At 69.8% G+C, this 12,966-nt stretch carries 13 protein-coding genes; 9 read left to right on the top strand and 4 right to left on the bottom strand.

Annotation, left to right across the window (positions count from 1 at the left end; all coding sequences use genetic code 11):
• Positions 1–20: 20 nt before the first annotated feature.
• The gene (gene sucD / locus AB5L52_RS17440) at positions 21–905 is read left to right on the top strand and encodes a succinate--CoA ligase subunit alpha (RefSeq protein WP_351561503.1); all 885 of its coding nucleotides are present in this window, start codon (positions 21–23) and stop codon (positions 903–905) included.
• Positions 906–971: 66 nt separating this feature from the next.
• Here the strand turns inward: sucD and AB5L52_RS17435 are convergent, their stop codons facing one another.
• Positions 972–1,862, bottom strand: a complete 891-nt coding sequence (locus AB5L52_RS17435; protein WP_351561506.1) for an RNA polymerase subunit sigma-70 — start codon at positions 1,860–1,862, stop codon at positions 972–974.
• A 45-nt stretch (positions 1,863–1,907) separates the two neighbouring features.
• Between AB5L52_RS17435 and AB5L52_RS17430 the strand changes: the two genes are divergently transcribed.
• Positions 1,908–3,716 carry a DUF6350 family protein gene (locus tag AB5L52_RS17430; RefSeq protein ID WP_369364913.1) on the top strand — a complete coding sequence of 603 codons (1,809 nt, stop codon included), beginning with the start codon at positions 1,908–1,910 and terminating at the stop codon, positions 3,714–3,716.
• Positions 3,717–3,819: 103 nt separating this feature from the next.
• On the opposite strand, the gene AB5L52_RS17425 is transcribed toward AB5L52_RS17430, so the two are convergent.
• Positions 3,820–4,746, bottom strand: a complete 927-nt coding sequence (locus AB5L52_RS17425) for a hypothetical protein (RefSeq protein WP_369364912.1) — start codon at positions 4,744–4,746, stop codon at positions 3,820–3,822.
• Between the two features lie 294 nt (positions 4,747–5,040).
• On the opposite strand from AB5L52_RS17425, the gene purN reads away from it, so the two are divergent.
• Both purN and purH read left to right on the top strand, forming a co-directional pair.
• The gene (gene purN, locus AB5L52_RS17420) at positions 5,041–5,679 is read left to right on the top strand and encodes a phosphoribosylglycinamide formyltransferase (protein ID WP_351021487.1); all 639 of its coding nucleotides are present in this window, start codon (positions 5,041–5,043) and stop codon (positions 5,677–5,679) included.
• Complete coding sequence (gene purH / locus AB5L52_RS17415) at positions 5,676–7,256, top strand: bifunctional phosphoribosylaminoimidazolecarboxamide formyltransferase/IMP cyclohydrolase (RefSeq protein ID WP_369364909.1); 1,581 nt, start codon at positions 5,676–5,678, stop codon at positions 7,254–7,256. Before purN ends, purH begins: the two co-directional genes overlap by 4 nt.
• Here purH and AB5L52_RS17410 read toward each other — a convergent pair.
• Complete coding sequence (locus tag AB5L52_RS17410) at positions 7,228–7,644, bottom strand: ATP-binding protein (RefSeq protein WP_369364907.1); 417 nt, start codon at positions 7,642–7,644, stop codon at positions 7,228–7,230. The two genes, purH and AB5L52_RS17410, sit on opposite strands and share 29 nt — an antisense overlap.
• 196 nt (positions 7,645–7,840) lie before the next feature.
• Between AB5L52_RS17410 and AB5L52_RS17405 the strand changes: the two genes are divergently transcribed.
• From AB5L52_RS17405 to AB5L52_RS17385, 5 genes are all read left to right on the top strand, one after another.
• Positions 7,841–8,722 (top strand): helix-turn-helix transcriptional regulator, encoded by an 882-nt coding sequence (locus AB5L52_RS17405; protein ID WP_351561521.1) that lies wholly within the window; start codon positions 7,841–7,843, stop codon positions 8,720–8,722.
• Positions 8,673–8,882: a DUF397 domain-containing protein gene (locus AB5L52_RS17400; RefSeq protein ID WP_351021479.1), complete on the top strand. Its 210-nt coding sequence runs from the start codon at positions 8,673–8,675 to the stop codon at positions 8,880–8,882. The genes AB5L52_RS17405 and AB5L52_RS17400 overlap by 50 nt, the downstream gene beginning before the upstream one ends.
• Positions 8,883–9,180: 298 nt before the next feature.
• Positions 9,181–9,567, top strand: a complete 387-nt coding sequence (locus tag AB5L52_RS17395; protein ID WP_351021477.1) for an aegerolysin family protein — start codon at positions 9,181–9,183, stop codon at positions 9,565–9,567.
• Between the two features lie 34 nt (positions 9,568–9,601).
• Complete coding sequence (locus tag AB5L52_RS17390; RefSeq protein ID WP_351561526.1) at positions 9,602–10,024, top strand: hypothetical protein; 423 nt, start codon at positions 9,602–9,604, stop codon at positions 10,022–10,024.
• A gap of 77 nt (positions 10,025–10,101) precedes the next feature.
• Positions 10,102–12,282 carry a thiol-activated cytolysin family protein gene (locus tag AB5L52_RS17385; RefSeq protein WP_369364905.1) on the top strand — a complete coding sequence of 727 codons (2,181 nt, stop codon included), beginning with the start codon at positions 10,102–10,104 and terminating at the stop codon, positions 12,280–12,282.
• Positions 12,283–12,379: 97 nt separating this feature from the next.
• On the opposite strand, the gene AB5L52_RS17380 is transcribed toward AB5L52_RS17385, so the two are convergent.
• Positions 12,380–12,850 carry a hypothetical protein gene (locus AB5L52_RS17380; RefSeq protein WP_369364903.1) on the bottom strand — a complete coding sequence of 157 codons (471 nt, stop codon included), beginning with the start codon at positions 12,848–12,850 and terminating at the stop codon, positions 12,380–12,382.
• Positions 12,851–12,966: the final 116 nt, after the last annotated feature.

Raw genomic sequence — 12,966 nt, 5'->3', positions numbered from 1 at the left:
GGACGAGGACACAACACACCATGGCTATCTGGCTCAACAAGGACAGCAAGGTCATCGTCCAGGGCATGACCGGTGCCACCGGCATGAAGCACACCAAGCTCATGCTCGGGGACGGCACCAACGTCGTGGGCGGCGTGAACCCGCGGAAGGCGGGCACCACCGTGGAGTTCGACGGCACCGAGGTACCCGTTTTCGGTACCGTCAAGGAGGCCATCGACAAGACCGGCGCCGACGTCTCCGTCATCTTCGTGCCGGAGAAGTTCACCAAGGACGCGGTCGTCGAGGCCATCGACGCCGAGATCCCGCTGGCCGTCGTGATCACCGAGGGCATCGCCGTGCACGACACGGCGTCCTTCTGGGCGTACGCCGGCAAGAAGGGCAACAAGACCCGCATCATCGGCCCGAACTGCCCCGGCATCATCACCCCGGGCCAGTCGAACGTCGGCATCATCCCGGGCGACATCACGAAGCCGGGCCGCATCGGCCTGGTCTCGAAGTCCGGCACGCTGACGTACCAGATGATGTACGAGCTCCGTGACATCGGCTTCTCGACGGCCGTCGGCATCGGTGGCGACCCGATCATCGGCTCCACGCACATCGACGCCCTGGCCGCGTTCCAGGACGACCCGGAGACCGAGCTCATCGTGATGATCGGTGAGATCGGTGGCGACGCCGAGGAGCGTGCGGCCGCGTTCATCAAGGAGAACGTGACCAAGCCGGTCGTCGGTTACGTCGCGGGCTTCACCGCGCCCGAGGGCAAGACCATGGGCCACGCCGGCGCCATCGTCTCCGGCTCCTCCGGCACCGCACAGGCCAAGAAGGAGGCCCTGGAGGCCGCGGGCGTCAAGGTCGGCAAGACCCCGACCGAGACGGCGAAGCTCGCCCGCGAGATCCTGGGCGGCTGAGCGTCTCAGCTCCGACTGCCGGTAGGCCCGTCCCGTTGGCTGGGGCGGGCCTGCCGGCGTTTTCGCTCACCGGAGTTCCGGAGCCAGTCTCTCCGGTCCCCCCGCCGCGACCTTCCGCATCTTCGCCCGCCGCACCTGTTCCTTCGGGGGCGGCGGACCCATGAGCCCGAGCGGCGGAAGGACCCCGACCGGCGGAACCCCCTCCACGGCCTGGGCCGGAGCGATCGGCGCCTCGAAGTGTGTCGGTGCCGTCCACAGCGTGAGCGCCGTCGCGCCGGCGATCGTCATCGTGAACGCGATCGCCGCCCGGGTCCAGAACACACTCCGCCGCTCGCCCTCGCACCGCACCGGCTCCGCCCCGGCCGCGCGCAACCGCTCCGTCGAGGCCAGTCCGAGCAGCCGGCGGTGCAGTTCGCCGGGGTCGGCCAGTTCCGGCAGCCGCGCGGCCACCGCCTCGCGGGCGTGGGTCAGCCGGTGCGCGGCGGCCGGCGTGCTGGCCTCCGTCTCCGCCGCCGTCTCCGGCAGATCGAGGCCCACGCCGTCGTACAGGACGAGCGTGCGCCGGTACGACGGCGGCAGGTTCAGCAGGACGTGCAGCAGCGCCCGGTCGGCAGGGTCGGCCGGCGGCGGCTCGGCGTGCCGGTACCGGGGGCGGAAGCGGTGCCACGGCGAGAGCGCGCAGTCGTACGCCATCGCCCGTACCCAGCCGCCCGGATCGCGGTCCCGTGCCACCTCGGGCCAGCGCTGCCAGGCCAGCTGGAAGGCCCGTTCCACGGCCGCGCGGGCCAGCTCCCGGCGCCCGGTGAGCAGATAGGCCTGGCGTACGAGGGCGGGGGCACAGAACGCGTACAGCGCGTCGAAGGCCTGAGGCGGCGTCAGGGGCTCGTCGTGCGTCGGGCTCGTCACTGTGCACCCTTTCGTACGAAAAAGCAGATAAACATATATTGAGCGACACATCGGTATTTTGCCTGTTACGCCGGGAAAGCGCGTGTCGTTGGGAGCATGGAGCGCGTGAATCTGATGACCGTTCACCGCACCTCGCCGGCGGCGCTGCTGGCCCGGATGCGGGACCGCGAGCCCGGACTGGCCGCGAGCTTCCTGGCCGGCGCCGTCGCGGCCGGACTCGGTGTCGCCTCGTTCGCCGCGCTGTTGATGGTGTTGTGGGTCAGCTCGCCGTATCCCGACAGCGGTCCGGGCGGCGCGCTGCACACGGCGGCCGCGCTGTGGCTGCTGGCGCACGGCATCGAACTGGTCCGCACCGACACGCCCTCCGGGGCGCCCATGCCGGTGGGGGTGACGCCGTTGCTGCTGCTGACGCTGCCCGTGTGGCGGGTGTACCGGGCGGCCAGGGACGCGGTGGACGCGCCCGACGACGCCGACGGCCCGCCGCCGGTACCGGCGCGCACGGTGTGGACCGGGGTCGTCCTCGGCTACCTCGGCGTCGGCGTCGCGGTCGCGCTGTACTGCTCGGACGGTGAACTGCGGCCCTCATGGGCCGGGGTGGCGGTGTGTCTGCCACTGGTCGCGGCGGGTTCGGCGGCGGCCGGGGTGTGGTCGGCGTACGGCAGCCCGCGCGAGCCGGTGCTGCGTGCGCTGGTGGTGGTACCGGGGCCGGTGCGGCGGCTGGTGTTCGGCGCGGACGCGCGGGCCCGGCTGGGTACGGCCGTACGGGCCACCGGTGCGGCTACGGCGGTGCTCTGCGGCGGTGGGGCGTTGCTGCTCGGGGTGTCACTGATCTGGCACGGCGCCGCGGCACGGGTGTCCTTCCTCCAGCTGACGGAGGGGTGGACGGGGCGGTGCGCGGTGCTGATGCTCGGCATCGCGCTGATCCCCAACGCGGCGGTGTGGGCCGCGTCCTACGCCCTCGGCCCCGGGTTCTTTCTCGGCGCCGGGCATCTGGTGCACCCGTTCGCCTCCCATCCGGCCCCGATGCTGCCGCCGTTCCCGCTGCTGGCGGCGGTGCCGGACCCGGGCGTCGGGACGCCGCTGAACTGGGCGGCGGGGGTGGTGCCGGCGGCGGCCGGGGTGACGGCGGGGTGGTTCGTGGCGCGGGGGGCGGTGTACCGGGCGGAGCCGGGCGCACCGGTGTCGGCGCGCTGGTCGGTCCTCCGTACCGCCGGGGAGGTGCTGCTGACGGCGGTGGTCTGCGCGGCGGCCTTCGCCCTGCTCGCCGAGCTGGCGGGCGGGCCGTTGGGCGTTGCCGCGCTGACCCGTTTTGGGCCGGTGTGGTGGCAGGCCGGGGGAGCGGTGGGGATGTGGACGGCGGCGTTCGCGATGCCGGTGGCGCTCGTGGTGCGGGGGTGGCGGGTGTGGGGTGTACGGGCGCGGAACCGGACAGCGGAGGGGGAGCGGCGGACGGGGAATCCGGCCAAGGCCACGGACACGCTCCCGGGCAAGGAGACCGCCAGCGGCGAGGCCGAGGGCGAGGGCGCAGGAGAGGAAACGGCTCAGGGCAAGGAGACCACCAAGGGCACGAAGGGCACCAAGGGCGCGAACGGCAGGGACTCGGGCAAGGGCGAGCACTCCACGCGCCCGGGTACGGCGCCGGGGACGACCGCCGCCGACGCGGAGGAGCTGTACGACTTCCTCCCGGCCGACGACCCGTTCCCCTCGGACCTGGACGACGACCTGGCGCGCGTCTCCCACCGGTCGGCGCTACGAGAACCCGCCGACGCGCACGCCCCGACCGAAGCCCCGGCAAGCCCGGTCACCCCCGAGCCACCTCCGGCCGAGCCCCGACCGCCCCTCACCGACCCGCCGTCGGACACCCAGGAGCCCCCAGACACCACCGGGGTCACCCCAGGCCCTTGAGACACGGGGGAAGGCACGACTGGGGGGAGGAAGGTACGACTGCCCGCAGCTACGCGGGTACGACGACTGCCGCTGCGCTGCGCTGCCCTACATGGGCGGGGCCTCAGCTGTTCCCCACCCCCAGGACCCCCCGCAACTGCTGCGGGAGCAGGCGGTCGCAGGACTGTTTGGCCTCGTGGGTGAGGGCGTCGTTGACGCAGGTGTAGTAGTCGCGGTAGACGAACTGGACCGTGAAGGTCGAGGCCACCAGGACCAGGGCCAGGGAGGCAGTGACGAGACCGCCGACGGCCGCTGTCGTCTGGGGGCGGTTCGCGCCGGGGGCGGGGGCCGGCGGGGCGTCCGGGCTCGTGCCGCGCGGCTTGGCGCGCAGCGCGCTGACGCCCCAGTACAGAGCGAGCACACCCAGCAGCAGAGCCACGTACGGCCAGCTGAACAGCGCGAAGAAGACGGCCCACATGCCGGACAGGAGGGCGTAGCGCGCGCGGCGCTGGGCGGGGTCGGTCGGGTCCCACCGCATACCGGGGCCGACCGGTCCACCGGGCCCCTGGGGGCCGCCGCCGGGCCGCTCGCCAAAGCCGCCGGGGGAGCGGCCGGGCTGGCGGTCGCTCCACTGGCCGCCCCACGGGGAGCCGCCCCCGGGACCGGAGCCCTGACCCTGACCGTGCCCCTGGGATCCTTCGGGGTGCCGGGGCTGCCAGGGCCGATCCGGGGCGCCCTCGGGCGGCGGCGCGAACGGGTTGTCGTCCTGCGGCCCGCCCCCGCGACCGTCGCCTCGCTGCCCGCCCCCGCGACCGTTACCTCGCTGCCCGCCACTTGGTCCGTTGTCGCCTGGTCCGTTGTCGTCCCGGCCGCCCTGCCCCGCAGGCCCGCCCTGCCCGCCTTGGCCGGCGGGCCCCCCGGCGTCGTCGGACCCGTCCCGCCGGGCCTCCGGAGGTGAGGTCGGGTGTTCTCGCAGCAGGGCGGAGCCGCGCTCGCCTCCCCGGGGTGGGTAGGAAGGGAACGTGAGCAGTCGCAGGCTGCGATCGGGCATCAAAAGAGCGTCTTCCCCTAGGCGAATACGGCTGTCCGATATGAGCTTCCACCCCGACAACGCACCGCACGACCACCGCGTTCCCAAGGCTGCCCCTTCGTGATTCCTTGCGAACGCTACCTTCCGGCCAAGCCCCCGTCCCGTGGGGGCCTTCCCGTGTGCCGGTATCGTTGCTGACGGTCGGCCGCTTCGTAGACTTCCCCGTATCGCGGGGCGCGAAGCATTCGTATGAATGTACAGAGCGCAGTACAGAGCGCCGGCCGGAACCGTCGCCACCCGAGAAAGGGCCCCATCGTGGCCGCCACCCCCGCTGGCCCCGCGGTCAAGCGCCTCGTCGTGCTGGTCTCCGGATCCGGCACCAATCTGCAGGCGCTCCTGGACGAGATCGAGCGCACCGGAGCCGAGCGGTACGGCGCACGGGTCGTCGCCGTCGGGGCCGACCGTGACGGCATCGAGGGCCTCGCCCGTGCCGAGCGGGCCGGGCTGCCGACCTTCGTGCGGAAGGTGAAGGACTACGACAGCCGTCAGGAGTGGGACGCCGCCCTCGCCGAGGCCGTGGCGGCGTACGAGCCCGACCTCGTGATCTCCGCCGGGTTCATGAAGATCGTGGGGAAGGAGTTCCTCGCGCGCTTCGGCGGGCGGTTCGTGAACACCCATCCCGCCCTCCTCCCCAGTTTTCCCGGGGCCCACGGCGTCCGCGACGCGCTCGCGTACGGCGCCAAGGTCACCGGCTGCACCGTCCACTTCGTCGACGACGGCGTCGACACCGGCCCGATCATCGCTCAGGGCGTGGTCGAGGTCCGGGACGAGGACGACGAGAGCGCGCTGCACGAGCGCATCAAGGAAGTCGAGCGAAGGCTGCTCGTCGAGGTCGTGGGGCGGATCGCCCGCAACGGCCATCGCATTGAGGGACGAAAGGTAGTAATCCTGTGACCGCCGAGAGCACCGTCACGGCCGAGAGCGGCAAGCGGGCCCTGCGCCGCGCGCTCGTCAGCGTCTACGACAAGACCGGGCTGGAAGAGCTGGCCCGCGGGCTGCACGAGGCCGGGGTGGAACTGGTCTCCACCGGGTCCACGGCAGGCCGCATCGCCGCCGCCGGCGTCCCCGTCACCAAGGTCGAGGAACTGACCGGCTTCCCCGAGTGCCTGGACGGCCGGGTGAAGACCCTGCACCCGAAGGTGCACGCGGGCATCCTCGCCGACCTGCGGCTGGACAGCCACCGCGAGCAGCTCGCCGAGCTGGGCGTGGAGCCGTTCGACCTCGTCGTCGTGAACCTCTACCCGTTCCGCGAGACCGTCGCCTCGGGCGCGAGCGACGACGAGTGCGTGGAGCAGATCGACATCGGCGGCCCGTCCATGGTCCGCGCCGCCGCCAAGAACCACCCGTCGGTCGCCGTGGTCACCAGCCCCGAGCGATACGCGGACGTCCTCGCGGCCGTCAAGGACGGCGGCTTCGACCTCGCCGCCCGCAAGCGGCTCGCCGCCGAGGCGTTCCAGCACACGGCCGCGTACGACGTGGCCGTCGCCTCGTGGTTCGCGTCCTCGTACGCCCCGGTCGACGAGTCCCACTTCCCCGACTTCCTCGGCGCCACCTTCGAGCGCGCCAACACCCTGCGCTACGGCGAGAACCCGCACCAGCCCGCCGCTCTCTACGTCGACGGCAGCGGTGGACTCGCGGCGGCCGAGCAGCTGCACGGCAAGGAGATGTCGTACAACAATTACACGGACACGGACGCCGCCCGCCGTGCCGCGTACGACCACGACGAGCCGTGTGTCGCGATTATCAAGCACGCCAACCCCTGTGGAATCGCGGTCGGTTCGGACGTCGCCGAGGCGCACCGCAAGGCCCACGCCTGCGACCCGGTCTCCGCGTACGGCGGTGTGATCGCCGTGAACCGCCCGGTCAGCAAGGAGATGGCCGAGCAGGTCGCCGAGATCTTCACCGAGGTCATCGTCGCGCCGGACTACGAGGAGGGGGCGCTGGAGGCCCTCGCCAAGAAGAAGAACATCCGCGTCCTGAAGGCCCCGAGCGCGCCCTGCAACCGGGTCGAGGCCAAGCAGGTCGACGGCGGTCTCCTGCTCCAGGTCACCGATCGGCTCCAGGCCGAGGGGGACGACCCCGCGAACTGGACCCTGGCCAGCGGCGAGGCGCTGTCGCCCGAGGAGCTTCAGGACCTGGCCTTCGCCTGGAAGGCATGCCGCGCGGTGAAGTCCAACGCGATCCTGCTGGCGAAGGACGGCGCCTCGGTCGGCGTCGGCATGGGCCAGGTCAACCGCGTCGACTCCTGCAAGCTCGCGGTCGAGCGGGCCGGCGAGGAGCGCGCCCGCGGTGCCTACGCGGCCTCCGACGCCTTCTTCCCCTTCCCCGACGGCCCGGAGATCCTCATCAACGCCGGTGTCCGCGCGATCGTCCAGCCGGGCGGCTCGATCCGTGACGAGCAGGTCGTCGAGGCCGCCAAGAAGGCGGGCGTGACGATGTACTTCACGGGAACGCGCCACTTCTTCCACTGACGCTGATGCCTCCGGCGTTTTCGCCGGGAAGCTCGCACCATACGGTCTTGCCGCCGGGGCAGTGCTCCACGCCCCAGCGCACGGCCACTGCGTCGACCAGTAACAGGCCCCGGCCGGACTCCTCGTCCGCGCCGGGGCGTCGTCGTACGAGCCAGGCGTGGGCGTCCGGGTCACTCACCTCCAGTCGGGTACGGCCGCCTTCCAGTCGGGCCAGCCGTACGGTGACCGGTGTGCCCTCGCCTACGTGGTTGATCACGTTGGCCAACAACTCGCTGACACAGAGCTGGAGTTCGGAGCACGGGGTGTGGTTCAGGTGCGCGCGCACGGCCCGCCGCACCTCCGGTACGGCCTTGGGCAGCGCGAGCAGATCGAGGATCAGCGGCTTCACCGGTCGGATGCCTTGCGCAGAACCTCGGCCAGAGCGTCGCGGAGCTGTACGACGCTGGTTTCGGTGTCTTTGTGGGGTCGGGGGAGCATGGCCATGTGCCTTTCTGTGACGAAGCGCTCACAGAGTGGCGTCGGTTGCCCTAGCGTGGAAGGGGTTTCGGTTGCGCTGGGTAACTGGTAAACGGCGGTGGTGAGTTGTGCCTGCGAAGAAGGATCCCGACGCATCGGTCAGCGTCCCTTGCTTTTACGGCGCCGAGTTGCGCTTCAAGCGGGAGGCGGCCGGGCTGACGCTGGAGCAGTTGGCCGAGGGGAGTTTCCGGGGGATCTCGTTCCTCAGCCAGATCGAGCGCGGGGAGCGGGGGATGCCGATGGATCTGGCCGTGCATGTGGATCGGAAGCTGGGGACAGACGGGTTTTTCAAGCGGAGGTGTGAAGACGCGGCCAAGGCCCGTAGGGTCGGTATTGCCGAGCACTTCGCAGACGCTGCCGACCTGGAGAAGACAGCGCGGACCATCGAGGACTGGGCTCCTTTGCTGGTGCCCGGTCTGCTCCAGACCAAGGCGTACGCTACGGCGATTGCCCGGTCGGCAATGCCACGAGCCTCGGACACCGAGGTCAATGAGGTCGTGAGTGCTCGTCTGGACCGAGCGAGGCTCTTTGCGCAGGAGGATCCGCCGAAGTTCTGGGCGATCCTCGACGAGTCGGTCATCCGACGGCGGACGCTGTCACCTGCGGGGATGGCCGAGCTATTGGGCCACATTGTCAGCGTGATCAGCGCAACGCGGTCCATCGTGCAGATCGTTCCGGCAACTGCTCCGGCTCACCCGTTCATGATGGGCCTGACCCGCATCATGACCTTCGTTGACGCGCCTCCGCTGGTGTACACCGAGGGTCTGCACAGCGGCCAACTCGTTGATTATCCAGCGCTCGTGATGGCCTACCGCGAGTCGTACGATCTGCTTAGGGCCGCCGCACAGCCGCCAGAGGCGTCCCTGGCCATGATCGCGGAAGCGGCAGAGGAGTACCGGAATGAAGCGCAGCAGCATCGATCCGAGTTGCGTGCAGTGGCGCAAGAGTAGCTACAGCAGTGGAACTGGCGGCGAGTGCGTCGAAGTAGCCGACACCCTCCCCGGAGTCGTCCCCGTCCGCGACTCCAAGACCCCCAACGGCCCCGTACTCCTCTTCCTCACCCCCGCCTGGGCCCCCTTCCTCGCCGAAGTCAAGACCGGCGAACTGTAGGACACCCGCTGCCGCGGGGCGCCCCCGACTGGTCCCCGTGGCGCGGTTTCGGCCAGGCGTACGGCGAAACGTCTCCCCCATGGTCACGGAGTTGCCCGTGGCAAGCCTCCCGGTCAACATACGAAAGGCCCTTCGATAAGTTTGGGCCGGTCACGGTGAATCCCCAGGTGGGCGCCGCCCGTTTTCGGACTGGCCGGATTAGCCAGGAAACGTATGCGTGGCCGGACCGTGCCGTATCCGGTCGTGCGACCGCGCACCTACGTTGGCATCGGCGAATCCGATTCTGGAAGGAGAGCCGATGGCCGAAACACTGATATTCGTGTGCACCATCGAGAACCTGACGGCCGCCCCGCTGAAGGTGAAATCGAAAGAACTCTACTGGGGCAAGTGGGTCGACCGGGGAAACCACGAGCCGATCGAGATCCCCGCGGGTGAGCGACGCCAGGCGTTCCGGACCAGTGGCAGGCAGAGCAGTGCCTCCGGCACCGAGGGAAAGGTCGTCTATCAGATCGGGGACGAGCAGACGGCTACGGTCGAGATCTACTGGGACGTTCCCTGGGTCTCCGGTTCGAGCAATACGGTGCGGGTGACGCCCTCGAACAAGTACATCCTCGCGCCCATGGAGGGCTTCGTCGGAAGCGGCAGCACGGAATCGGTGACCATCACGGTTGGCCGCATCAAGTGATCGAGCACCGAGAAACCGGCGGAAGGAGTCACTCGTGAGCGACATCCCATTCTCGTGCACCATCGCCAACAGGGCGTACGACGAACTACGGATGCAGAGTTCGACGCTGTCGATGGGGCGCTGGCTGATGCCTCCGGAGCCGGTTCCGGGGCGTAAGGAGGCGACCGCCATCGGCGTCATCCCGCAGGCGCGCTCCCCGTACCTGAAGGGGCAGGCGGTATACCAGCTGGGAAGTGACGAGGCGGCCTGGGTGAAGATCGGCTGGGACATTCCGGGGATTTCCGGGACCACGAGCATCGTGAACGTGGAGACGTCCCACCCGGACATCATCGCGACTCTCGACGGGTTCATCGGTTCGAGCGAGAGGGAGGACATCACCCTCATCGTCGCCGACGTGCGGACGAGGCCGAACGGCAGCAACGGCGGCAGCAACGGCGGCGGTAACGGCGCCGCCTGAGCCATCAAAGGGCAGCATGAACGATTCGTGCTGCCCTTCCTTCTCCGAGAGTTTCGAGAGTTCGAGGAGTGAGGCCTGTGACGGAACACGACACGGCGGCGTCGGGCGCCCAGTCCAACAAGTACCAGCTGTGGTGGATTCCCGGGGAGGGGCTGCCCGAGCCGGTGGACTCCCAGCCGGGGACCGACTCCGCTCTTGACCCTGCGACCACCGGCCCCGAGTACGACGACCGGGGACCGGGGGAGTACGTCCGCGTCGCCTTCACCCGCTCCGGAGTGCCGGAAAGGATCGAGAGCGTCAGCCCGGGCCCGCCCGAGGACCCGGTGGACCTCGGCGCGTACCTGGCCTCCCTCCGGGCCTGGGACGCGATCGCGCCGCAGCAGCCCGACGAGCAGAGCCGCACGTGCGAGCCCCAGCACACTCACCTGACGTCACCGCGCGGCTACGTGACCGAGGTGCGCACCTCGTACTCGCTCACCCGCACGCCCGAGGAGATCATCACCTTCCACCCCAATGTGGAGGGGCTGTGGCCCGGTGCGCTGGTCTCCGGGCAGACCGCCGTGAACGGTCTGCTGCGCGAGATCGGCATCACGGCCGACAAGCGCCGGCCCGTCCGCATCACCATCGACAATCTCGCGACCAAGCCCTCGCAACTCGTGGAGAACCCGGACACCGGCACGGTGACCGACGCGATCAAGAGCATGGTGCAGGATGTCTCCGGCGGCTACCGCAGCCAGGTCTTCACCTCGCGCGAGGCGTTCAGCGACGAAGAGATCGCCCTCAACTTCGGTTTCTCTGCGTCGTACGGTGGATTCACCGGAGGAACGAAGGTCTCGGCCAGCCGCAGGGAAACGATGAACACCGTCGTGGCCTATCTCAAGGAGACGGCGTTCACCGCGTCCTGTGACACCAACCGCCTGCCCAACGACTGGATGAACGACGCCTTCACCTACCGGGTGCTGGAGGACCTGAAGAAGGCGGGCCGCATCGGTGTGGAGAATCCGCCGCTGGTCGTCTCCTCCGTGACCTACGGCAGGATCCTGATGTTCACGTTCACGTCCTCCGAGAGCATCACGGACATCACGGCCGCGCTCAACTTCGGCTACAACTCCGCGATCAAGGTCGATGCCGAACTCGAGCTCAAGTACAAGAAGATCATTCGCGAGGCGCAGATCTCGCTCGTCAGCGTAGGCGGCAGCGCGAAGGCCGTGCACGAACTCCTCCAGACCCGTTCCCTCCCGGACTACTTCAAGGAACTGCCGAGCCTCGCCGACTACGCCCCCATGGGTTTCGTGCTGAAGACGCTCGACACCAACATCCCGGCGCGGATGAGCGAGACGACGGCGTACGACGAAATCCGCTACGAGCCCGCGGTGTTCGACCTCAAGCTGGAAATCCTGGGCCTGACCGAGCAGATGACGCGGAATTACTGGCTGAAGCTCGACGGAAAGCGCGGCGACATCAGCCACGACGGCAGCATCTTCCCGCCGCCGACGAGCCGTCACCGGTACGCGGGCGACGGCACGGGAGACCCGTTCTGCATCGAGCTGTTTCTCAACCGCAGCGGCACGGATTTCCACATGGGTGACGCGGCGCTCAGGCCCGAGCTCCACCGGATCGCCAACCAGAAGGAATACACGTCGGAGGAGGACGTGCCGTTCGCCTTCCGCTCGAAGCCGCTGAGCCTGAAAATGCGGCTGCGGGTGACGAACATGGCATACGGCAATGGCGGGGGCGCGAGGACACGCAAGACCGACCTGGAGAAGTTCGTCGACCTGATGAAGCGGCTGTCGGCGGTCAGGGACCCCGAGGAGTTCGGCTCGCTGTACGACTCGGCCCTCGACTTCGTCGTGTACGAGAGCCGGATGAGCACGGCCAACGCGACGATCATGTCGCGGCAGCTGCGGGACACGGCGTACGACGTGTGGGCGCGAGCGGTGAAGGACAAGCTCCGGTACCACCAGAAGGTCGCCTCGGCACACGCGGTGCAGTACGGGAGCGACGCCTTCGCCAAGGAGTTCATGGCGGGCGCGGCGCCCGCCGACCGCCGGGACCACGGCCTGCACGTACTGGGCGATCTCTATGGGCTGGAGGCGGCCACGACCGGCGGCGACTGCAGGCCCGCGGTGGACCGTGTGAAGGCGGGGGTGAAGGCCGCCGGGCTGCCGGACGCCGCGGTGCGGGTGGTGGCGGCGGACCCGGTGTGCCACATCAGCGGCAGCGGCAACACGACGGTCCTGGTCATCGGCAAGCACTGAACGTCCAGCCGGCAGCGGGGTTCGCTCTGCCGGCAGAAGGCCGACGGCCTCCGGCCCTCCCCCGAGGGAGCCGGAGGCCGTCCGTTCTGTTACGGCATCAGCAGGGGCGCAGCGAGTAGATCGGGTCCCACGTCGCCGTGCCGGCCTCGTACGCCGTGGACGTCCAGCGGGTGCTGCCGTCCTGGTTGTAGAAGCTGGCGACCGTGCCCGGCGTCTGGTTGTTGGTGAACGGGCCGTCCCCGGTCCAGTTGTTCACGGTCCAGGTCTGGCACTTGTAGAAGTCGAACTTGGTGCCCTTGACGATCATGCAGAGGTGACCGTAGGCGCAGTCCAGGTCCTTGGCGGTGACCTTCCCCTTCGGGGCCTCGGTGAGGGTCAGGCCCTCGTACCGGACCTGGTCGGAGGTGGCCGACAGCGGCTTCGGGTGCCCTGCGAGCACCTGGTCGGCCACCTGCTGGACGCCGGTGACCCGGACGCCGTCGGGTGTGGCGGCGGTGGCCGCCACCGTGGAGCCGGCGAGCAGGGCGGTGGCCGCGACGAGCAGCGCGGCGGGCTTGGCGATGTTCACGATTCCCCCATGTGAACGAGTGGTGTCGGTCGCTCCGCCCCGGCCCCCGTGACGTTCCGGACCGCATGGCGGAGTGGTCCCACCGTGCCGCCGTATCCCGTCCGCCGGTACCTCGG

It is taken from the genome of Streptomyces sp. CG4 (assembly GCF_041080655.1).
Taxonomy (GTDB): Bacteria; Actinomycetota; Actinomycetes; order Streptomycetales; family Streptomycetaceae; genus Streptomyces.
The sequence above is the reverse complement of the archived record's forward strand: the minus strand, read 5'-3'. Positions and strand labels throughout refer to the sequence as shown.